At 58.5% G+C, this 20,209-nt stretch carries 20 protein-coding genes; 11 read left to right on the forward strand and 9 right to left on the reverse strand.

Annotated elements, in window-relative coordinates; all coding sequences use genetic code 11:
* Positions 1 to 2: 2 nt before the first annotated feature.
* Positions 3 to 959 carry an NADPH:quinone oxidoreductase family protein gene (locus ACR0LL_RS00385; protein WP_480582856.1) on the reverse strand — a complete coding sequence of 319 codons (957 nt, stop codon included), beginning with the start codon at positions 957 to 959 and terminating at the stop codon, positions 3 to 5.
* Between the two features lie 340 nt (positions 960 to 1,299).
* Here ACR0LL_RS00385 and ACR0LL_RS00390 point away from each other — a divergent pair, with 340 nt between their 5' ends.
* From ACR0LL_RS00390 to ACR0LL_RS00400, 3 genes are all read left to right on the forward strand, one after another.
* Positions 1,300 to 1,671: a helix-turn-helix domain-containing protein gene (locus ACR0LL_RS00390; protein WP_267365354.1), complete on the forward strand. Its 372-nt coding sequence runs from the start codon at positions 1,300 to 1,302 to the stop codon at positions 1,669 to 1,671.
* Between the two features lie 45 nt (positions 1,672 to 1,716).
* Entirely contained in the window at positions 1,717 to 2,508 is a 792-nt protein-coding gene (hisN, locus tag ACR0LL_RS00395) for a histidinol-phosphatase (RefSeq protein WP_480582859.1), read from the forward strand.
* A 114-nt stretch (positions 2,509 to 2,622) separates the two neighbouring features.
* Entirely contained in the window at positions 2,623 to 3,957 is a 1,335-nt protein-coding gene (locus ACR0LL_RS00400) for an 8-oxoguanine deaminase (protein ID WP_480582862.1), read from the forward strand.
* Here ACR0LL_RS00400 and guaD read toward each other — a convergent pair.
* Positions 3,954 to 5,240, reverse strand: coding sequence for a guanine deaminase (gene guaD, locus ACR0LL_RS00405; RefSeq protein WP_480582865.1), 1,287 nt, complete (start codon positions 5,238 to 5,240; stop codon positions 3,954 to 3,956). The genes ACR0LL_RS00400 and guaD overlap by 4 nt on opposite strands.
* 139 nt (positions 5,241 to 5,379) lie before the next feature.
* Here guaD and mgtE point away from each other — a divergent pair, with 139 nt between their 5' ends.
* Complete coding sequence (gene mgtE / locus ACR0LL_RS00410) at positions 5,380 to 6,774, forward strand: magnesium transporter (RefSeq protein ID WP_480582868.1); 1,395 nt, start codon at positions 5,380 to 5,382, stop codon at positions 6,772 to 6,774.
* Entirely contained in the window at positions 6,771 to 7,328 is a 558-nt protein-coding gene (locus ACR0LL_RS00415; protein ID WP_480582870.1) for a 5-formyltetrahydrofolate cyclo-ligase, read from the forward strand. Before mgtE ends, ACR0LL_RS00415 begins: the two co-directional genes overlap by 4 nt.
* A gap of 3 nt (positions 7,329 to 7,331) precedes the next feature.
* Here the strand turns inward: ACR0LL_RS00415 and ACR0LL_RS00420 are convergent, their stop codons facing one another.
* Entirely contained in the window at positions 7,332 to 7,541 is a 210-nt protein-coding gene (locus ACR0LL_RS00420) for a putative hemolysin (protein WP_480522524.1), read from the reverse strand.
* 148 nt (positions 7,542 to 7,689) lie between these two features.
* On the opposite strand from ACR0LL_RS00420, the gene ACR0LL_RS00425 reads away from it, so the two are divergent.
* The 3 genes from ACR0LL_RS00425 (at position 7,690) to ACR0LL_RS00435 (ending at position 11,205) form a co-directional block, all read left to right on the forward strand.
* Positions 7,690 to 8,505 carry a TIGR00282 family metallophosphoesterase gene (locus ACR0LL_RS00425; RefSeq protein WP_209504607.1) on the forward strand — a complete coding sequence of 272 codons (816 nt, stop codon included), beginning with the start codon at positions 7,690 to 7,692 and terminating at the stop codon, positions 8,503 to 8,505.
* Between the two features lie 87 nt (positions 8,506 to 8,592).
* On the forward strand, positions 8,593 to 10,371 hold the full coding sequence (locus tag ACR0LL_RS00430) for an SLC13 family permease (protein ID WP_480582873.1): 1,779 nt from the start codon (positions 8,593 to 8,595) through the stop codon (positions 10,369 to 10,371).
* 96 nt (positions 10,372 to 10,467) lie between these two features.
* Positions 10,468 to 11,205, forward strand: a complete 738-nt coding sequence (locus ACR0LL_RS00435) for a YbaY family lipoprotein (RefSeq protein ID WP_480582876.1) — start codon at positions 10,468 to 10,470, stop codon at positions 11,203 to 11,205.
* Between the two features lie 13 nt (positions 11,206 to 11,218).
* Here the strand turns inward: ACR0LL_RS00435 and ACR0LL_RS00440 are convergent, their stop codons facing one another.
* The 4 genes from ACR0LL_RS00440 to ACR0LL_RS00455 all read right to left on the reverse strand — a co-directional run bounded on the left by ACR0LL_RS00440 (position 11,219) and on the right by ACR0LL_RS00455 (position 15,608).
* A complete protein-coding gene (locus tag ACR0LL_RS00440) occupies positions 11,219 to 12,880 on the reverse strand; it encodes an FAD-binding dehydrogenase (protein WP_480582879.1) in 1,662 nt (553 codons plus the stop codon).
* An 11-nt stretch (positions 12,881 to 12,891) separates the two neighbouring features.
* Positions 12,892 to 13,017 carry a hypothetical protein gene (locus ACR0LL_RS00445; RefSeq protein ID WP_480582882.1) on the reverse strand — a complete coding sequence of 42 codons (126 nt, stop codon included), beginning with the start codon at positions 13,015 to 13,017 and terminating at the stop codon, positions 12,892 to 12,894.
* Between the two features lie 67 nt (positions 13,018 to 13,084).
* A complete protein-coding gene (locus tag ACR0LL_RS00450; protein ID WP_480582885.1) occupies positions 13,085 to 13,819 on the reverse strand; it encodes a glutamine amidotransferase in 735 nt (244 codons plus the stop codon).
* Between the two features lie 16 nt (positions 13,820 to 13,835).
* Entirely contained in the window at positions 13,836 to 15,608 is a 1,773-nt protein-coding gene (locus ACR0LL_RS00455; RefSeq protein WP_480582888.1) for an SLC13 family permease, read from the reverse strand.
* A 110-nt stretch (positions 15,609 to 15,718) separates the two neighbouring features.
* Between ACR0LL_RS00455 and ACR0LL_RS00460 the strand changes: the two genes are divergently transcribed.
* Together ACR0LL_RS00460 and ACR0LL_RS00465 are read left to right on the forward strand one after the other, a co-directional pair.
* Positions 15,719 to 16,459: a YebC/PmpR family DNA-binding transcriptional regulator gene (locus ACR0LL_RS00460; RefSeq protein ID WP_480481976.1), complete on the forward strand. Its 741-nt coding sequence runs from the start codon at positions 15,719 to 15,721 to the stop codon at positions 16,457 to 16,459.
* Between the two features lie 145 nt (positions 16,460 to 16,604).
* Positions 16,605 to 17,885 carry an MFS transporter gene (locus ACR0LL_RS00465; RefSeq protein ID WP_480582891.1) on the forward strand — a complete coding sequence of 427 codons (1,281 nt, stop codon included), beginning with the start codon at positions 16,605 to 16,607 and terminating at the stop codon, positions 17,883 to 17,885.
* Between the two features lie 25 nt (positions 17,886 to 17,910).
* Here ACR0LL_RS00465 and ACR0LL_RS00470 read toward each other — a convergent pair whose 3' ends face one another.
* On the reverse strand, positions 17,911 to 18,600 hold the full coding sequence (locus tag ACR0LL_RS00470; RefSeq protein ID WP_480582893.1) for a nitroreductase family protein: 690 nt from the start codon (positions 18,598 to 18,600) through the stop codon (positions 17,911 to 17,913).
* A 27-nt stretch (positions 18,601 to 18,627) separates the two neighbouring features.
* Positions 18,628 to 19,521 (reverse strand): LysR family transcriptional regulator ArgP, encoded by an 894-nt coding sequence (locus tag ACR0LL_RS00475; protein ID WP_480582895.1) that lies wholly within the window; start codon positions 19,519 to 19,521, stop codon positions 18,628 to 18,630.
* Between the two features lie 87 nt (positions 19,522 to 19,608).
* Here ACR0LL_RS00475 and ACR0LL_RS00480 point away from each other — a divergent pair, with 87 nt between their 5' ends.
* The gene (locus ACR0LL_RS00480) at positions 19,609 to 20,208 is read left to right on the forward strand and encodes a LysE/ArgO family amino acid transporter (RefSeq protein WP_480582898.1); all 600 of its coding nucleotides are present in this window, start codon (positions 19,609 to 19,611) and stop codon (positions 20,206 to 20,208) included.
* The last annotated feature ends 1 nt before the right edge of the window (position 20,209 follow it).

Raw genomic sequence — 20,209 nt, forward strand, 5'->3', positions numbered from 1 at the left:
GGTCAGGGGGTGATCACAATTTTGCCTGTCGATTTACGCTCTTTTAGCAACCGCATGCCCTGCGCGACCTCATCAAGTGGCAAGACGTGGCTGATGTGTGGATTGATGCGGCCCTCGGTGTGCCAGCGGAAAAGGGTGTCAAAACTTTCGCGTACGGCTTCTGGCCGGAATTTCAGATACCCGCCAATGTAAAAGCCGATCACGGTCAGGTTCTTGACCAGCAGATGATTGGCGGGGATTTGCGGAACTTCCCCGCCGGCAAACCCGATGGGCAGCAGACGGCCTTCGGGATTGGTGGCGCGGAAGGCCGCCTTGAACACATCGCCGCCGATTGCGTCATAAACGACATCCGCGCCGCCAAGCGATCTGACCCGAGCCCTTAGATCCTCTGAGGCATCAATCAGGTGATCGGCCCCTGCGGCGCGGGCAACGGCCAGCTTTTCGGGGCCGCGGGCCTGTGCGATGACGGTGGCACCCATGAGCTTGCCGATTTCAACCGCGGTCAACCCAACACCGCCTGCTGCGCCGGTGACCAGAAGCGTCTCACCGGGTTGCAGACGGGCGCGGTGGTCAAGGGCCATGTGACTGGTGCCATAGGCTATCTGGATCGCTGCCGCGTCTTCGAAACGGGTCGTGTCCGGCAGCGGGATCGCGCGATCGGCGTCGAAAACGCCATATTCTGCCAGACCGCCCTGACCGGAATAGACGGCGATCCGGTCGCCCGGCTTCAGGGTGGACACACCTGGACCGATGGTATCCACGACACCGGCGATTTCCATACCCAAAGTAAACGGCGCAGGCGGTGTATCCTGATACGTGCCTTTCTGCATCAGCAGATCAGCGAAATTCAACCCGCAGGCTTTGATCGCAACCCGCACCTGACCCTCACCCGGCTCGGGTTTCGGTACATCGCACAGCTGGGCAACTGCCCCGTCAGATCTAATACAATAGGCCTTCATTTGGTTCCTCACGTGCTTGGGGCATAGGCACGTGGGCTGTGCGAGATGTCAATTCCTTATGCGCGGCGTCCTGAAACGTCTGAAAATCTGTCGCATATCCAGCCGGGCCACGCGAACAGCGGGCAGGGCATTTGACGCATACAACCACAGCCCTTGTGAGGGGGGATCGACTCAACCAGCTTGAAAAAAAATTCAAAACCGGCAATATTGGCAAGCAGTGCTGGTAACGGGGGACGGCACAGTCCGGATTTGGGGGCGGTTAAGGAAGCCCCTATTGGTATTGCGATCTCGGACGTCGCACGATCCCGTACAAATGTGTGTGTAGTAGAGGAGAATACCAATGACTCATCACGTCGATGTCCATGTGGGCAAGCGCGTTCGGCATCGCCGCTGGCTGATTGGGATGACCCAGCAACAATTGGCGCAGCAAGTTGGTATCAAGTTTCAGCAAATCCAGAAATATGAGACCGGAGCCAACCGAATCAGCGCGTCCCGCCTGTGGGACATTGCCGAGGCATTGGACGTACCGGTCAGCTTCTTCTTTGAAGGTCTGGAAGAAGCCCAGAAAAGCAGCGCGGAAAAGAAATCTGTTCCAGCTGATCTGATGGGCGATAAAGAAGCCCTGGATCTAGTTCGCTCTTACTACGCAATTCCGGAAAACCAGCGCCGCCGCCTGTTTGAACTTGCACGTGTCCTCAGCGACGTCGCCTGATCAGACCGGCTTGACTTTGTCACGTAATGCACGCACCAGAGTGCCATGCATCCGGCGAGTTTAAGCGACATTAAAATTGCAGAAGAAATGGCCGAAGCGGCACGCGCGGCCATTCTTCCTTTTTTCCGTCAGACCAATCTGGAAACTGCGAACAAGCTGACCGAAGGGTTTGACCCCGTCACCGTAGCGGATCGGGCCGCTGAAAAAGCCATGCGAGAAGTGCTGTCCCGGTTGCGCCCTGAAGATGGCGTATTGGGTGAAGAATACGGTGCGCACAAGGGCAGCAGTGGCCGAACCTGGGTTCTGGACCCCATCGACGGCACGCGCGGGTTTATCAGTGGCACACCAACCTGGGGCGTTCTGATCGCGCTCAGCACAGCAGACGGGCCGATCATGGGGGTGATTGATCAGCCCTACATTGGCGAACGCTTTGTCGGATCGGCAGCTGGTGCGCACCTTACAGGGCCACAGGGCACCAGTAAGCTGCAAACACGGGGGACGAAATCTCTAGCACAGGCGACGCTGTTCACCACTTTTCCTGAAGTCGGCACCCCGGATGACCGGGCCGGATTTCAGGCCGTGTCGGAGCAGGTGCAATTGACGCGTTATGGAATGGACTGCTACGCTTATGCCTTGTTGGCCGCAGGGCAAGCAGATCTGGTGATCGAAGCTGGGCTGAACGCGTATGACATTCAGGCCCCTATCGCGGTTATTCAGGCGGCAGGCGGAATTGTGACCGATTGGCAAGGCGGCCCGGCGCATGAGGGCGGTCGGGCATTGGCCGCAGCCAACGCAGAAATACATGCAGAGGCCCTTAAGATCCTGCGTCGATTCTGAAACCTGTTGTCGCAGATCCCGATGGCGGGTACATAATACCCGGTCGGTTCTTAAGCCCGTTTTCCGCCGACCTTCGCACTCCTTGCAAGAGACGGGCAGATGCAGGAGCGCGACATGACAGAAATCCTACTCAAAAACGCTGATCTGATCCTGACGATGGACGAGTCCCGGCAGGAGCTCCCCGCGGCGGACATTCTGATCCGCGACGGCCAGATCGCGGGGATCGGGCACGGATTGCAAACACAAGGCGAGGTTCACGATGTTTCGGGCTGTCTGGTGACACCCGGGTTGGTGAACACCCATCACCATCTTTACCAAACGTTGACCCGCGCGGTGCCGGGCGGGCAGGATGCATTGCTGTTCGGGTGGCTTCAGACACTCTATCCGATTTGGGCGAAGTTCGGACCAGACGAGATGTTCACCTCGGCCCAGATCGGTTTGGCAGAGCTGGCGCTGTCAGGCTGTACGCTCAGTTCTGATCACCTGTACCTCTATCCCAATGGTTCGCGGCTGGAGGACACGATTGCTGCCGCATCCGAGTTGGGGATGCGATTTCACCCGACACGTGGCGCGATGAGCATTGGTGAAAGCGATGGCGGCCTGCCTCCGGACAGTCTGGTGGAAGTAGAAACTGCTATTCTGGACGACATGATCCGGGTCGTGGATGCTTTTCACGACCCGTCAGAAGGGTCGATGTGCCGCGTAGGTCTTGCCCCGTGTTCACCGTTCTCCGTCAGCCGGGACCTGATGCGAGATGCAGCCCTTCTGGCACGGGACAAAGGCGTGATGTTGCATACACATCTGGCTGAAAACGATGAAGATATCGCCTATTCACAGGCTCAGTTCGGCTGTCGGCCCGGTCAATACGCCGAAGATCTGGGTTGGACCGGCCCGGATGTCTGGCACGCTCATTGCGTCAAGCTGGACGGGACCGAGATTGATCTGTTTTCGCGCACCAAAACCGGTGTCGCTCATTGCCCATGTTCGAACTGCCGTCTGGGATCAGGCATCGCGCCGGTGCGGGCGATGCGCGATGCGGGGGTAAAGGTCGGTCTCGGCGCTGATGGCTCGGCCAGTAACGACAACGGTAATCTGATGCTTGAGGCCCGGCAGGCGCTGCTGTTGCAGCGGGTGGTCAATGGGGCGGATGCGATGTCGGCCCGCGAAGCATTGGAGATTGCAACCCGCGGCGGGGCCGATGTGCTGGGGCGTCCCGATTGCGGGCGGCTTATGCCGGGAAAACGCGCGGATGTCGCTGTCTGGGATATGCGCAGTATCGAATGCGCAGGCAGCTGGGACCCGGCAGCTCTGCTTCTGGCCGGTCCGATGCAAGTAAAGCACCTGTTTGTCGAAGGCCGCCAGATCGTGCGGGATGGGCATATCACGACGATTGACCTGCCCCGCGTGATTGAGCGTCAAAACAGTCTTGCCAAGGGGTTGCAGGCCTAAGCGGCCTGCCGCCCACCAATCCAGACCTCGGCCACAGCCCGATCATCACCCATCATGATGGTCGGGAAGATTGCCTCCCAAACATCGTTTGCACAAGCTTCGCGCTGGGCGATGGCCGGGGTCGAGGCGAGATCAATCACGACCAGATCCGCCTCCATTCCCGGAGCAATGTTGCCGATGCAATCATCCATCCGCAGGCTGCGCGCCGACCCGACTGTACCCAGCCACAGCAATTGCGCCGGATGCAGGGGGCGCCCACGCAACTGACCGATTTCATATGCGGCAGCCATGGTGCGAAGCATTGAAAAACTTGATCCGCCACCTGTATCTGTGGCCAGACCGATCCGGTGGCCATCGTGGATCAAGCCGTTCATGTCGAACAGACCCGACCCTATGAAGGTGTTCGAGGTGGGGCAGTGGATCAATGACGCATCAACCTCGCGCAGACGATCGCGTTCCCGGTCTTCCAGATGGATGACATGCCCATAAAGTCCGTTCTGCCCCAGCAGCCCGAACTTTTCGTAAGTGTCCAGATAGTCCCGCGCATCGGGGAACAGGGAGCGGACCCACTCGATTTCGTCTGTCTGCTCGCTCAGGTGTGTTTGCATCAGGCAATGGGGATGTTCCGCCCAAAGCGCGCCCATGGCCTCAAGCTGTTCAGGGGTGGACGTAGGTGAAAACCGGGGCGTGATGGCATAGGACAGGCGGTCGACACGGTGCCATTTCTCAAGCAGCGCGGCAGATTGGTCATAGGCGGTCTGGGCTGTGTCACGCAGACCTTCAGGCGCATTGCGATCCATGCAGGTCTTGCCCGCGACCACGCGCTGTCCCCGTTGTTGCGCGGCAGTGAAAAAGGCATCCACGCTTTCGGGGTGGATGGTGCAAAAACTGCACATCGTCGTTGTGCCATGGGCGGCAGTCAGATCCAGATAACGGTTGGCGATTTCAGAGGCGTATTCAGGATCACCAAACTTCATCTCTTCGGGGAAGGTGTAGGTGTTCAGCCAGTCGATCAACCGCTTACCCCAACTGGCAATCATGGCCGTCTGTGGGTAGTGCACATGCGGGTCAACGAAACCCGCAATGATCAGGTGATTGCCATGGTCCTTGATGACGGCATCAGGGTGACGCCGCATCAGCGCATCAGACGCGCCGACATCGGCAACGCGTCCTTTGTCAATCACGACAGCTTCGTCCAGTCGGGTCGCTTCGGTTGGCTCTCCGTCAAAGGGTGAGCCTGTGAAACTCAGAACGCGCCCTTTCAAAAGCGTCTTTTGCGCCATTTGCCCTGTTCTCCACCTGTTTGGGACCGCGCTGTAGCATAGGCAGACGAAAGAAGTGGGTAAATCGGCGCATTGTCATTGTTTTCTGGTAGCTGCTTCTTCTATTTAGGGGCCAATCGCCGAAAGAAGGGGGCAGCGCATGACGACAGGCAGTGATCAAGCCGAATACGATCTGCCCCACGACGAAGACGCGTATGCACTGGACCGCCGGACAGTGGCGGCGATCCTATACGCCGTCGATGTGGATGATCGCGACAAGCTGATTGAGCTGATGGAGCCGCTGCACGCGGCTGATATCGCTGACCTTCTGGAGCAGATCAATCCTTATGACCGGGCGCGGCTGATCCGGCTTTATGACAAGGAATTTGACGGTGACATCCTGTCAGAACTGGACGAAGCGGTCCGCGAGGAAATCATCGCCGTCCTGACCCCCGAGGTTCTGGCGGAAGCCGTGCGCGAGATGGAAAGCGACGACGTCGTTGACCTTCTGGAAGATCTTGAGGAACCGCAGCAGGAAGCCATTCTGGGCGCGCTCGAAGATTCCGAGCGGCTAGCGGCGCAACAGGCGCTTGCTTACCCCGAGAATTCGGCTGGTCGTTTGATGCAGCGCGAGGTCGTCATGGCGCCCGAGCATTGGACCGTCGGTCAGGCCATCGACTTCATGCGTGCCAATGACGATCTGCCCGAGCAGTTCTATCATGTTGTTCTGGTCGATCCGCGCCTGAAACCAACAGCGCAGGTGACATTGGGCAAGCTGATGGCGTCCCGTCGTGAGGTGCCGTTGCGCGATCTGGCGGAAGAGGAGTTTCACATCATCCCCGTTGATCAGGACGAGGAGGACGTGGCTTACGCCTTCAACCAGTATCACCTGATCTCGGCCCCTGTAGTGGATGCCGATGGGCGTCTGGTTGGTGTGATCACCATTGATGACGCGATGGTCGTTCTGGATGAAGAGCACGAAGAAGACATCCTGCGCCTTGCCGGTGTGAGCGACGAAAGCTCTCTGTCCGACAGTGTCGCGGCGACCAGTCGGCGACGGTTGCCGTGGCTGGCGGTAAACCTGTGCACAGCGATATGTGCTTCGTTGGTAATCTCGCAATTTGCGGCAGCAATTGACCAGCTTGTCGCGCTGGCCATCCTGATGCCGATTGTTGCATCCATGGGGGGCAATGCGGGTACTCAGTCGCTGACCGTTGCAGTGCGCGCACTGGCGACGCGCGACCTGACCAATTCAAACGTGATGCGCGTTATCAGGCGGGAACTGCTGGTGGGCATGTTGAACGGGCTCTGTTTTGCCATTGTACTGGGGACCGTAGGGATGCTGTGGTTCAGTTCACCTTGGCTGGGTGTCGTGATTGGGTCAGCCTTGGTCGTGAACATGATCATCGCGGGCTTTGCAGGTACGGTAGTACCGGTGGTGCTGGATCGTCTGGGAATTGACCCGGCTCTGGCGTCAGGAACCTTTGTGACAACCACAACCGATGTCATGGGGTTCTTCATCTTTCTTGGGCTTGCAAGTGTGGTGCTATTGTGACCGATCTGACTGAAATCAAAGCAGCTGCACGCAAAGCGGCATTTGCGCGGCGCAAGGTCGCGTTCGACACGCGTGTTCCCGGTGCAGCCGGACGTTTGTCCGAGGTTCTGGCGGGTTATCGCGGTGTGCCCTTGTCAGGCTACATGCCGATCCGGACCGAGATCGACCCGGTATCCGCCATGGCTGAAGCTGCGGCTTATGGGCCTGTTGGTGTTCCAGTGATCCAAGCCGCTGGAAAACCGCTGAAATTTTCGCGCTGGACGCCTGAAGGACCGCTGAAAGACGGCCCATTCGGTGCCAGAGTGCCCGAGGTCGATGATTATTTCGACCCCGAGATCCTGATCGTGCCGCTGGTGGCTTTTGATGCCAACGGCGGGCGTCTGGGATATGGCGGTGGATTTTATGATCGCACGCTGGAAGGATTGCGAGGCAAGCGCGCGACACTGGCGATCGGTTTCGCTTTTGACGCGCAAGAGGCGCAGGATCTGCCACTGGAGCCGACCGATCAGCCGCTGGACATGGTTGTCACGGAAAGCCGGGTGCTGACGTTCTAAGCCTCATTGCTGAAAGTGGCCGCGTAGATAGTCCCAGGCATCCACTTCCGTGCCGTCCTTCAGGATGCAGACACCAAAAACGCTTCCGTCTTCGTTCTTCCGAAGTTGGTAAACTCCATCATTCTCGACGCAAAAGGTTGCCGCGGGATTGGGCATGGATGTCTTTGTACCTTGCGCCATAACGCCCGAAGCGACCACAAGGCCGAATGTCAATATTGCCAATAACTTCACAACATGTCCTTTTGATATAAGCGCATGGCTAAGACTTTGCCACGCCTGCAAGCAATTTCAAGTTCGGGCTCAACTTAAATTTCACGGTTCCGCCTTGTTATTGCCCAGCACAGCCCCTACGACCCGGATCATGAGGATTTTGTTTCTTGGTGATGTCATGGGGCGCGCGGGGCGCGCGGCCGTTCAGCAGCATTTGCCGCGCCTGCGCGATGAATGGCGGCTGGATTTCGTTGTAGTCAATGGCGAAAACGCGTCGAACGGCATGGGGTTGAGCGGCGATCACGCCAAGCTGCTGCTGGATGCCGGTGCAGATTGCCTGACATTGGGCGACCATGCGTTCGACCAGAAGGACATGCTGCAATATATCGAGAAAGAACAGCGCATCGTGCGCCCGGTGAACTATGCCAAGGGCGCGCCGGGGCGGGGGCACCGGCTGTTCAACGCACCCGGAGGGCGCAAGGTTCTGGTGGTGCAGGTGTTGGGGCAGGTCTTTATGAAACGGCCATTCGACGACCCGTTCTCGGCCATAGAGCCCATCCTGAAATCGCACCCCAGGGGCGGGCAGGCACAAGCCATCATCGTCGATATGCATTGTGAGGCGACGTCCGAGAAGATGGCCATGGGTCACTATTGCGACAAGCGCGCCAGCCTTGTGGTGGGTACACATACCCATGTACCGACAGCGGATTCGCAGATTCTGCCGGGCGGCACAGGCTATCTGACGGATGCGGGCATGTGCGGCGACTATGACTCGGTCATTGGCATGGACAAGCAGGAACCGATGCGCCGGTTCATAACCGGGATGCCCAAGACCCGGTTTACCCCTGCCAATGGCGAGGCCACGCTGAGCGGAGTGTTCGTCGAAACGGATGATCGCGACGGTCAGGCCAAATCTGTTCGCATGGTGCGCGTCGGGGGGCGTTTGGAACAAGCCGGGCCTGATTAACGAACGTCGGGCTTGCCCTGCCACGCGCAATACGTGAAACTGCATGTCATCAGGCGCTTGGGCCAGGGTTCGGACAGAATACCACGAATGAATTTCCTTTCACTGACAGAGACGGGCAGCGCAATTCTGGCGCTGCTGATTGTTGCGAGCATGTTCGTCATGTTCCTGCGCGAGGTTTATCCGACCGAGGTCGTGGCCATCGGCGGTGTCTCACTGATGCTGGTCACAGGGATATTGCCCTATCAAAGCGCGCTGGCGGTCTTGTCCAATCCCGCGCCCTGGACGATTGGGGCGATGTTCATCATCATGGGGGCCTTGGTGCGGACCGGGGCCTTGGACGCCTTCACGTCGACCGCGCAAAGGCAGGCGCAGGTCAACCCGCGCATTGCCATCGGATTGCTGATGGGGTTTGTCGTTCTGGCCTCGGCTTTTGTGTCTAACACGCCCGTTGTTGTGGTCATGATCCCGGTCTTTGTTCAGATCGCCCGTACGCTGAATGTACCCGCGTCAAAACTTCTAATTCCGCTCAGCTATGCCGCCATTCTTGGCGGGACACTGACATTGATCGGAACGTCCACCAACCTGCTGGTGGATGGTGTGGCCCGCGCGCAGGGGATGAAAGCCTTTTCGATATTCGAGGTCACGCCGCTGGGAATTGCACTGGTGATCTACGGCATGATCTATCTGCGCTTCATCGCCCCCAGATTACTGCCCGAGCGGGACAGCATGGCCTCGCTGCTCAGCGACCGGTCCAGAATGAAGTTTTTCACCGAAGCGGTCATTCCGCCCGACAGCAACCTGATCGGGCGTGAAGTGACCGGTGTTCAGTTGTTCAAACGTCCCGGCGTGCGTCTGATCGACGTGGTCCGGGGCGATGAATCGCTGCGGCGCAATCTGAAGGGCGTTGAATTGCAGGTCGGTGACCGCGTGGTCCTGCGGACCGAGATGACCGAACTTCTGAGCCTTCAGACCAACAAAGAGCTCAAGCGCGTGGATCAGGTTTCCGCTGTCGAGACCAAGACAGTCGAGGTTCTGATCACACCCGGATGCCGGATGGTGGGGCGGACATTGGGAATGCTGCGGTTGCGGCGCCGGTACGGTGTCTATGTTCTGGCCGTTCACCGCCGCAATCAGAATATTGGTCGCCAGTTGGATGATCTGGTGGTGCGGGTAGGGGATACACTACTGCTGGAGGGCGCCCCGGCAGATATCCAGCGCCTTGCGGCGGACATGGATATGGTGGATGTCAGCCAGCCTTCTGCACGCGCCTTCCGTCGCAGCCATGCGCCGATTGCAATTGGCGCGCTGGTCGGGATCGTCGTCCTTGCAGCGCTGGGTGTCGCGCCGATCCTGCTGTTGTCGATTGTGGCCGTAGCCGTGGTTCTTTTGACCCGCTGCATCGACGCGGACGAGGCGTTCTCCTTTGTCGAAGGTCGCCTGTTGGCGCTAATCTTCGCGATGCTCGCCATCGGTGCGTCACTGGACAGCTCTGGCGCGGTTTCACTGATTGTCGAGGCCGTAGCGCCGGGATTAAGCGCTCTGCCGCCCTTCCTGATCATCTGGGCGATCTACCTGCTGACCTCGGTGCTGACCGAACTGGTTTCCAACAATGCGGTTGCGGTTGTGGTCACGCCTATAGCCATCGGACTGGCCCAGGCCGTCGGAATGGACCCGCGCCCGTTGGTGGTTGCCGTTATGGTGGCGGCTTCGGCGTCCTTTGCAACACCGATCGGATACCAGACCAACATGATGGTCTACGGCCCTGGCGGCTACAGGTTCACCGATTTCATGAAGGTGGGTGTTCCGCTAAATCTGACAGTCGGATTGTTGGCATCCCTGCTTATTCCATTGATCTGGCCTTTGTGATTTCGGCGCAGAATTGCCACTTTGTCGAAGCACATCTTGCAAAGACCCAAGTGCACACGATCTTTTGCGAAGAGGGTTTGCAAAAGGAATTGACCTATGCAGCAATTAAGTCGCGCAATATGGGCGGGTGCAGCAACTTGGGCGGCGTTAAGCGGTGTCGCCATTGCCGGTGCAGTTGAAGGGACCGCCACATACCGAGAGCGCATTGCACTGCCACCGGACGCAACCCTTTATGTCGAGCTTCAGGATATCTCGCTGGCCGATGCTCCCGCTGTCACGCTTGCCGCGCAACGGTATGCGCTGAGCGGGGTGCCCGCGCAGTTCAAATTGACCTATGACGATGCACTGATCATGGATGCTCATCGCTATAGCGTTCGGGCATCTGTGATGCAGGGGCAAAACCTGCTGTTCACCACAGATACCGTTTACCCCGTTCTGACGAATGGGGCAGAAAACTCCGCTGATCTTCTGTTGGTTCAGGTCCAGGGGCAGGGGGCGGAAGCGCTGGACAACACCCAATGGGCCGCCTCAGGCCTGAATGGTGCGCCTGTCGAATCCGAGAAACGCCCCGAGCTTGTCTTTGGTCAGGATGGGGTTTTTTCAGGAAGCAGCGGCTGCAACCGGTTCAGCGGTCAGGCCGAGATTTCCGGTAATCGCATTGCGTTTCCAGACAACATGGCGGCAACACTCATGGCGTGCCCGCCCCCGCTGGACGCGGTTGAGCGGCAATTCCTGCAAGCCTTGCAGAACGTCACGACATTCGCGATGCAGGGCAACGCTCTGGCTCTGCTAGATGCGCAGGGCCAACCGGTGATCAAACTGGTGCGCAAGTAACAGGGAAAGTGCGTCAGGCGACGGCCCTTGAACGCCCGGCATTGCGACCGGAAAAGATGCAGCCGCCCAGGAATGTGCCCTCCAGCGCGTTGTAGCCGTGATAGCCGCCACCGCCGAATCCGGCGACTTCGCCAGCAGCGAACAGGCCCGGTACGACATTGCCGTCTGATCCAATCATCTGACTGTCCAGATTGGTCTGCAACCCACCCAGAGATTTGCGTGTCAGAATATGCAGCTTGACGGCAATCAGCGGGCCGTTGGCCGGATCCAGAAACTTGTGCGGTTTGGCTGTGCGGATCAGTTTATCTCCGTGGTAATTGCGCGCGGCAAGGATCGCCATCATTTGCGCATCTTTCGAAAAGGGGTTGTCGACCTGCGAATCCCGGGCTTCGATCTGGGCACGCAGTTGAGCCTCGTCTATCGGAGTGTCGCCCAGATGGTTCATGCCATTGACCAGTTCGGTCAGCGTGTTGGCGACAACAAAGTCCTCACCCTTTTCCTTGAACGCCTCAACCGGAGCAGTTGCGCTGGAACCTGACAGAATGCGTTGGCGGATAACCTCTTTCCAGCTGCCCGAAGTGAAGTCGGGGTTTTGTTCCGACCCGGACAGCGCAAATTCCTTTTTGATCACCTTCTGGGTCAGAACAAACCAGCTGTATTCATACCCGGTTTTCAGAATCTCACGCAGTGTCCCCAATGTGTCGAACCCCGGCAGGCACGGCGGAGCAAGGCGGTTACCTCTGGCGTCAAACCACATTGAACTTGGGCCGGGCAGGATACGAATGCCGTGGGCGGGCCAGATCGGGTCCCAGTTGCGCACGCCTTCGGTGTAGTGCCACATCCGATCACCGTTGATGACATGGCCGCCCGCTTTTTCGCTGATTGCGATCATGCGGCCATCGACGTGAAAGGGCACCCCTGCAACCATATCTTTTGGTGGCTCACCCAAACGGTCCCGGGGCCAATTTTGACGCACCATATCAAAATTGCCACCAATACCGCCGGACGTGACGATGATTGACGGGGCATAAACTTCGAACTCGCCAACCTCATCACGGTTGGTTTTGCCGCCGCGCTGGGTGGTGTCATCGGCCAGAATTTCTCCGGAAACGCCTTTGGCGGTTCCGTTCTGCATGATGATATGGCTGACCTGGTGGCGGAACTTCATCTGGATCAACCCAGCGCTGACATGGTCGCGGACGCGTCGGAAAAAATGTTCCAGAACGCCGGGGCCGGTGCCCCATGTGATATGAAAGCGCGGGACCGAGTTGCCATGCCCCGTCGCATAAGACCCGCCACGTTCGGCCCAGCCAACGACCGGAAACCAGCGCAGGCCCATCTCGTGCAGCCATGGACGCATCTCGCCAGCCGCAAACTCGATATAGGCTTCGGCCCATTTGCGGGGCCACGCGTCTTCGTCACGGTCAAACTGTGCGCTGCCCATCCAGTCGCGCAGCGCCAACTCGTGGCTGTCGCGTATACCCATGCGGCGCTGTTCGGGGGTGTCGACCATGAACAGTCCACCAAGGCTCCAGAACGCCTGACCACCCAGAAAGCTTTCGGGTTCCTGATCGACAATGATCACCTTCTTGCCCCGGTCACCCAGTTCTGCCGCAGCGGCCAGCCCGGCCAACCCGGAACCGACGATAATCGCATCTGCAGTATTGTTTGTCATGAACACTCCTTTCAGCGGCGGCGGAACAATGCGGTGAACGGCAGATTCACGGCAGGCAACATGATGCCATGGATGGCCGAAAGCCGGGCCAGCAAAACAAGGCGGCCGGCAATGGCAACCTGATGATCCGCAATCATCCCCTCGCAAAGTTGAGTCAGATCAGCCTAAGCGAGGCGGAAAGGCGCAGGCAACCGCGCCGTTGGGTCACTCGTATCGCTGGACGAAACGGCGCAGGATTTCGCCGGGCTGCGTAACCTCTGCCGAATGGCAGTGGTCGATCAGTTTCTGCGCGTCTTCGGGCGGGAAGTAACCGTGGTTCCTGTAGATGTTGATGCGCTGTTCAAAGTCTTTGGCATCGGCTTCCGGATGGAACTGAGTGGCATATACGTTCCGGCCCCAGCGGATCATCTGAAACGGGCAGGGGTCGGACGCAACAAGGTGAACGCAGCCCTCAGGCAAGGCTTGAACCGCTTCTTTGTGGCCAACAAACGCATCAAAGGTGGCGTCCAATTCTGCGGTCAATGGGTCTTGTTGTCCTTCGGGGGTCAGGCGGCACCTGGACGGTCCCACAGGCTCGCCATACCGGGCTTTGCTGACGTTGCCATCCAAATGTACCACCAGAATACCAAGGCCATAGCAGCACCCCATGAAGGGATGATCCTGCGCGGTAATCTGCGGCATCAAACCCAGGATTGCGGCTTCGATCCGCGCATCCGTCGCGGATTTGGTTGCGGGGTCATCACTGACGCATCCCGGCCCACCGCCTACGATAACCCCCGCATAATCGGTGACTTTCAGCCCTTCTGGCAGGTCTTCGCAATCCAAACGGATGCGATGCGTGCGTTCGGGCGACAACCCGCTGCGGTTCAGGATCGAAGCATATTCTGCGTCGGAGGCATCCGTTTCAGGGCGCAGTTGCAGGATCAAAAAGCGTTTCATGATCAGCCTTTACCCGTCACAGCGGCCAAAAGACAAGGATGGCGGGGACGGAAACCGCGATGATCAGAGCCTCCAGCGGCAGGCCCATGCGCCAGTAGTCGCCAAAATGATAGCCGCCGGGGCCCAGAACCAGCGTGTTGTTCTTGTGGCCGATAGGCGTCAGGAACGCAGCCGAAGCCGCAACGGCAACGGTCATCAGGAAAGGGTCGGGCGACACCCCGAGCGTTTGGGCCATCTGGATGCCCACCGGTGCCGCGACGATGGCGGTGGCGGTGTTGTTCAGTACATCCGACAAGGTCATCGTCACGACCATCAATACCGTCAGGATCGCCCATGCAGGCAGACCGTCGGTCAGCTGAATCAGCGCATTGGCAATCAGCTCGGTGCCGCCGGATGTTTCCAAAGCGCTGCCCAGTGGGATCATCGAACCCAGCAGCACGACAACGGGCCATTCGATGTGGTTATAGATCTCCGTGATTGGCATGACCTTGGTCAGCACATAGGCAATGACGACAAGCCCCAATGCGACGGGAAGGTAAATCAACCCAACACTGGCCGCGAAGACGGCAGCGGCAAACAGACCGATGGCCAACCAGGCCTTGTCGTTTGCCGTCACGTTCAATCCGCGTTCGGCCAGTGGCAGACACCCCAGCCAATCGGTCACATCAGCGCTGCGATCACGAGGGCAAAGCAGCAGCAGGATGTCTCCCGGTTGAACCTCGGTCTTGCGAACCTGTTCGGTGATCTGACGACCCTGACGCGAGATGCCCATCAGGACGGTACTTTGGCGCCAGGCCAACCCGATACCCTGCGCTGTACGGCCGCTTATGCGCGCGCTTTCGGGAACGACCACTTCGATTACTTCAAGCCCGTCGCCTTCAGCCGTCAGCAGCTCCTGCCGTCGCGTGTCCGAGAAATCCAGTTTCAGCGCAGAACGGAATTCGTCCAGTGCTTCGGGGCGCGCTTCAAGCACCAGCGCGTCGCCATCGTTCAATGTGGCATGGGTTGACCGGCCATATCGCCGTTTCCCATCCCGGATCAGGCCGATGATAGCCACGTCGGATTTTTCGGCCGTTTCATAAAGCTCGCTGACCCGTTTGCCGATATGGGCAGAGCCCGGCGGGATCGTCAGTTCGGCAATGTATTCGGCCAGTACCTCGGATGTTTCTTGTTGCACGCCGCGATTGGGGATCAATCGCCATCCGATCAGCGCGACAAATGCCAGACCGGCAATCGCTGCTATTCCACCGACAGGGGCAAAATTGAACATGTGAAACGGCTCGCCCAGCGTTTCCTGCCGGATCGAAGCGATGATGATATTCGGCGGGGTGCCGATCAGGGTGACCATGCCCCCCAGAATGGTGGCAAAGCTCAGCGGCATCAGGGACAGGCCGGGGGGCCGACCCGCTTTGCGCGCGGTCTGAATATCCACGGGCATCAGCAGGGCAAGCGCCGCAACATTGTTCATGAAGGCCGACAGAATCGCACTGATCCCGCCCATCAGGGCGATATGCGCGCCCAGCCCCCGTGACGCATCAACCAGAGTGCGGGTGATCAGAAAGACCGCACCCGACCTGACCAAACCGGCAGAGACCACAAGCACCAGCGCGACGATAATTGTCGCTGGATGGCCAAAGCCCGCAAAGGCGCCACCCACCGGCACAACACCCAGCACGACGCCGATCATAAGCGCGGCAAAAGCCACAAGGTCGTATCGAAACCGACCCCAAAGCAGCATTCCGAAGACAGTGATGAAAAGGGCAAAAAGTATGATCTGATCTGTCGTCATGCCGTCACCATACAAGGCGGTGAGGTCGTCGCAAGCCGCTCTCTTGATCCTGCCCCCCGCAAACGTCTATATGAGCGCCGAACACGCAAACATGATGACGAGGACGCACTATGGCAGGCCACTCCAAATGGGCCAACATCCAGCACCGCAAGGGGCGTCAGGACGCCGCGCGGTCCAAACTGTTTTCCAAACTGTCGAAAGAGATCACCGTGGCCGCCAAGATGGGCGACCCCGATCCCGACAAGAACCCGCGCCTGCGTCTGGCGGTGAAAGAAGCCAAGTCGAACTCGGTCCCCAAGGACGTGATCGACCGCGCGATCAAGAAATCCCAAGCGGGTGAAGGCGACGATTACGAAGAAATCCGCTATGAGGGCTATGGGCCCAATGGTGTTGCGGTAATTGTCGAAACCATGACCGACAACCGCAACCGGACCGCATCGACCGTTCGTTCCACGTTCTCGAAGAACGGTGGCAATCTGGGCGAGACCGGCTCGGTTGGGTTCATGTTTGACCGCAAGGGTGAGGTCATTTACCCGGCAGATGCTGGCGATGCCGACACGATTTTTGAGGCCGCCATCGAGGCCGGAGCCGAAGACGTCGAAAGCTCGGAAGACGGTCACATCATCTGGTGCGCGGATACCGATCTGAACGATGTCTCCTCTGCATTGGAAACCGCGCTTGGAGAATCAGAATCCACCAAGTTGGTCTGGAAACCGACCACAACGACGGAACTGGGCCTTGAGGACATGCAAAAGCTGATGAAGCTGGTCGATGCGCTGGAAGACGATGACGATGTGCAGCGTGTCACGACCAACTTCGAAGCCACCGATGAGGTCATGGCGCAGCTTTAAGCTGACCCATACCAGCTCATTGAAACCCGGTCGCAACGGCCGGGTTTTTTGGTTTTTGATGGTTTTATTGAATTATTGGCTGAAACAGTCGATGCGCCTAGGCTGAAAGTGGCGGAAATCCAGGAAACACGAAGACACAGTACTAATGACATCCGAAACTTCCGATCGAACCAAGCGCAACGTGCCCGTCCTAGCCGGGCAAAGTATCCTGTCTCAGGTCGCGTGGACGCTCGGCAGCCCGTCGGTTGTTTTACCTTTTCTAGCCGTTTCCTTCGAGTTGCCGATGTTTGTGGCGGGGGCGCTGGTGTCGGTGCGGATGGTCGGTTGCTTGATTGCGGATTTCTTTCTCGCACAACCCGTTGCGGCAAGAAGCAAGAAGAAACGTGCGATTGCGTTGACCGAAGCGGTCATTGGCGCCTGTCTGGTTCTGGCAATCGCTGCGGCCGCAACCGGGGCTGTCCCATTGATCGCGGCGGTTTTCCTGTCTGTATTTCTGGTGATCGGGCTTGTCAGCGAAGTGCAGACCCTGATGCTTACGGATCTGCTCGGGGACCACGTTCAGGCGCGGTCGCGCATGGTCATGCAATACCTGCAGCTTGGTGCCGGGGGGCTATGTGCCATTGGCCTTGCGTTGCTGGTGCATCAGATCACCAAGGATAATCCACCCTTTTCGCGCCATTCAGTCATGATTGGCGTTTCGGTTTTATTCTTCCTTCTGTCGGGTCTGTTCATGCTGGCGATGACGGAAACCGTGCGTGAGGGTGCACCGACGACGCCGCAGAAGTCCGAAAGGGGCATTTCGATTAAGGCGAATATCAAGGGTATTCTGGACATGTTCGAATACCAGTGGTTCCGGCGGTATATGATCATGCGTCTGCCCTTGGTTGCTGTGTCGCTGTCTGTTCCGTTCTTCGCGCTCATTGCAGCCGAAGCGCATCACAGCTCGACACAGGGATTGACCGCGATGATCGTTTCTTCCGCCTCGGGATATCTTGTTTCGGGCCCTCTGTGGCAAACCATCAACATGAAATCCCATCGTGCGGTCATGGTGGTCGGGACATTGATGGTTGCCGCAACGGGCAGTGTCCTTTTGGTGTTCCACTATTTGGGCATCGACCATCAGGTTCACTTGCATGCAATTGCGCTGTTCATTGTCACCGTTGCGGTGACCGGGATCAGCAGTGCGCGTAAGCTCTATTTTCTGGATGTGGCACCCAAAGAGCAGCGGGTACGGGGATCGGCGGCGGTCAAGGCGTTCGCGCGTTTAACCGCGGTGTTGTTGTCTGCGGGCCTTGCCGCTGTCGCCCATATGCACGAGGTCGCGATGGCCGTCGCATTCATCGTCGTCGCCAGTCTGGTGTCCTGTGTAAACTGCTACCGTATGATGCAACCAGTACGGAAAAAGGCGGAACAGCCCTCGAATTGACTTTTTGGCGAGCGTAGCGAAAGCCTCAGAAGAAGGATGAAATCTCTTCCAGGGGTTTCTTGAGTTTTGCCACAGCAGGCACAGTCGCTCCTTCTGACGGATGCCCCACCGCGATGATCATGGTTGGTTTTTCCGACGCAGGCCGGTCCAGCGCGTCGTTCAGAAACCGCATCGGGTTCGGGGTGTGGGTCAGGGTGCTGAGGCCCGCGTGATGCAGCGCAGCAATGAGAAAACCGGTGGCAATGTTTACACTCTCCGGGACGTAGTAGTTCTTGTACCGCGTTCCATCCTCGAATTGCCCCCAGCGCTGGGCAAAAACCACGATCAGCCAAGGGGCGACTGTCAGATGTTCTTTGACCGCGTTGGTGCCGATGGGCTCCAGTGCTTTGATCCATTCATCCCCGGCGCCACCTGCGTAGAACCGGCGTTCTTCTTCTTCGGCTTCTTCCCGGATGCGGTGTTTCAGGGCAGGGTCCGAGATGGCTGCAAAATGCCAGGGTTGGTGATTGGCGCCTGACGGGGCGGTACCCGCAGTGCGCAGACTGGTTTCGATTACCTCACGGGCAACGGGGCGGGGGCTGAAATCCCGGATAGTATGACGCTGACGCATCTTTTCATAAAATGCCTGCGCCGCGCCCAGCATGTCTGTATCGCTGATGTCGCATCGGTCCGGCAGGGGAATAGGGTCATAGCCAAGAGCGTCACGTGAGAACATCGGTCCCTCCGAAAATGTCGTGTCTGTTTAGCTGCTTTGAGGCGGAAGCAAAATCCGTTCTGAGGCACGTTTGACAGCCTGGGTCAGAGGTTTGAGTGCGGGCGCAAGAACACGCCCAACCTGCCAGCTCAGCGCGACATCCAGCGGTGCATCGGGCACGATGGGGCGCAACAGCCCTTGTTTCAAAACCTCCTGCACCAGAGCCGCGGGGTTCATGCCCCACCCAAGCCCGGCAATCGCCGCGTCCACAAATCCGTGTGAAGAAGGCAGGAAATGAGACGGGGGGGAAAGGCGTTTGCCAGTGTGCTGAACAATCCATGCCCTTTGCAGCCCGTCCTTTTGGTTGAAAACCAGGCAGGGTGCCTTGCCCAGTTCTGCCTCGGTCACTTTGTCCCGAAACCAGGTGTTGATGAATTCCGGGCTGGCCGTTGGCAGGTACCGCAACACGCCCAATGGGATCGCGTCGCACCCGGTCACCGTCTGGCCACCAACGGTGACGGCGGCGCTTACCTCGCCCCGCCGCAGCCAGTCTGCGGAGTGATCCTGATCGTCGATCACCAGATCGAACAGCATGTCAGGTACCTGCGCCATCGCATCAACAAACCAGGTGGCCAGACTGTCTGCCGGTACGGCAATGCGGACGCGGGCGGACCTTGATTCCTGCTCCAGCGTAAGCTCTCGAACCAGCTGTGCCTCAAGCAGTCCGACATCTTCCGCGTAACGGGCGATGCGCAGCCCGGCGGGCGTTCCGGTGCAAGGGGTGCCCCGATGTATCAGGGTGGCTCCAATCCGATCCTCAAGCGCCCTGATCCGCTGGGATATCGCCGAGGGCGTCACCGCCAGTTCTGCCGCAGCCGCATCAAAGCTGCCATGGCGCAGAATGGCAGACAAAGCGGACAGGTGAAGAGGATCCAGCAACATTAGTCAGGCTTAACTTGGGGTAACATCTTTAATTTGATAGATCGCACCGACGATCTTAGTCAACGTCTTGCAATAGCAGGAGGTCCCATGCCCACGTCCATGATCGCCGGTTTCGCGCTGGGTTTCAGTCTAATCCTCGCCATCGGGGCACAGAACGCCTTTATCTTGCGACAGGGGTTGCGGCGTGAACATGTGTTCCTTCTGTGCCTGACCTGCTCAATGTCTGACGCGGTTTTGATTGTTGCAGGCGTCACAGGGTTCGGGACTCTGGCGCATTCAGCCCCCTGGTTTGAACCTGTACTGCGATTTGGCGGGGCCGCTTTTCTGACGTGGTATGGGCTGCGCAGCTTCGGGTCTGCCCTGCGGGGTGGCGCGGTGATGAAAACGGGCAGCGGCCCGCGAACCAGCCTTAAAGCCGCGATGCTTACCGTTCTCGCCTTCACCTGGCTGAACCCGCATGTCTATCTGGATACAGTGGTTCTGATCGGTTCCATCTCGGCACAGTATGATGACCGGGTCGGATTTGCCATCGGGGCGGCCATTTCCAGCTTTGTCTTCTTCTTTTCACTTGGATACGGCGCGGGTGTTCTGTCTCCGGTGTTTGCGCGCCCGCGCGCCTGGCAGGTGCTGGATGCAGTGATCGGTGCCGTAATGCTGGGTATCGCACTGAAACTTGTTGTCATGTGAA

The organism is Ruegeria sp. AI2, from assembly GCF_056541275.1.

Excerpts from the sequence above, each read along its gene's own strand:
- ACR0LL_RS00385 (WP_480582856.1), bottom strand. The coding sequence starts at position 959 with ATGAAGGCCTATTGTATTAGATCTGACGGGGCAGTTGCCCAGCTGTGC.
- ACR0LL_RS00390 (WP_267365354.1), top strand. The coding sequence starts at position 1,300 with ATGACTCATCACGTCGATGTCCATGTGGGCAAGCGCGTTCGGCATCGC.
- hisN (WP_480582859.1), top strand. The coding sequence starts at position 1,717 with ATGCATCCGGCGAGTTTAAGCGACATTAAAATTGCAGAAGAAATGGCC.
- ACR0LL_RS00400 (WP_480582862.1), top strand. The coding sequence starts at position 2,623 with ATGACAGAAATCCTACTCAAAAACGCTGATCTGATCCTGACGATGGAC.
- guaD (WP_480582865.1), bottom strand. The coding sequence starts at position 5,240 with ATGGCGCAAAAGACGCTTTTGAAAGGGCGCGTTCTGAGTTTCACAGGC.
- mgtE (WP_480582868.1), top strand. The coding sequence starts at position 5,380 with ATGACGACAGGCAGTGATCAAGCCGAATACGATCTGCCCCACGACGAA.
- ACR0LL_RS00425 (WP_209504607.1), top strand. The coding sequence starts at position 7,690 with ATGAGGATTTTGTTTCTTGGTGATGTCATGGGGCGCGCGGGGCGCGCG.
- ACR0LL_RS00430 (WP_480582873.1), top strand. The coding sequence starts at position 8,593 with ATGAATTTCCTTTCACTGACAGAGACGGGCAGCGCAATTCTGGCGCTG.
- ACR0LL_RS00435 (WP_480582876.1), top strand. The coding sequence starts at position 10,468 with ATGCAGCAATTAAGTCGCGCAATATGGGCGGGTGCAGCAACTTGGGCG.
- ACR0LL_RS00440 (WP_480582879.1), bottom strand. The coding sequence starts at position 12,880 with ATGACAAACAATACTGCAGATGCGATTATCGTCGGTTCCGGGTTGGCC.
- ACR0LL_RS00445 (WP_480582882.1), bottom strand. The coding sequence starts at position 13,017 with ATGATTGCGGATCATCAGGTTGCCATTGCCGGCCGCCTTGTTTTGCTG.
- ACR0LL_RS00450 (WP_480582885.1), bottom strand. The coding sequence starts at position 13,819 with ATGAAACGCTTTTTGATCCTGCAACTGCGCCCTGAAACGGATGCCTCC.
- ACR0LL_RS00455 (WP_480582888.1), bottom strand. The coding sequence starts at position 15,608 with ATGACGACAGATCAGATCATACTTTTTGCCCTTTTCATCACTGTCTTC.
- ACR0LL_RS00460 (WP_480481976.1), top strand. The coding sequence starts at position 15,719 with ATGGCAGGCCACTCCAAATGGGCCAACATCCAGCACCGCAAGGGGCGT.
- ACR0LL_RS00465 (WP_480582891.1), top strand. The coding sequence starts at position 16,605 with ATGACATCCGAAACTTCCGATCGAACCAAGCGCAACGTGCCCGTCCTA.
- ACR0LL_RS00470 (WP_480582893.1), bottom strand. The coding sequence starts at position 18,600 with ATGTTCTCACGTGACGCTCTTGGCTATGACCCTATTCCCCTGCCGGAC.
- ACR0LL_RS00475 (WP_480582895.1), bottom strand. The coding sequence starts at position 19,521 with ATGTTGCTGGATCCTCTTCACCTGTCCGCTTTGTCTGCCATTCTGCGC.
- ACR0LL_RS00480 (WP_480582898.1), top strand. The coding sequence starts at position 19,609 with ATGCCCACGTCCATGATCGCCGGTTTCGCGCTGGGTTTCAGTCTAATC.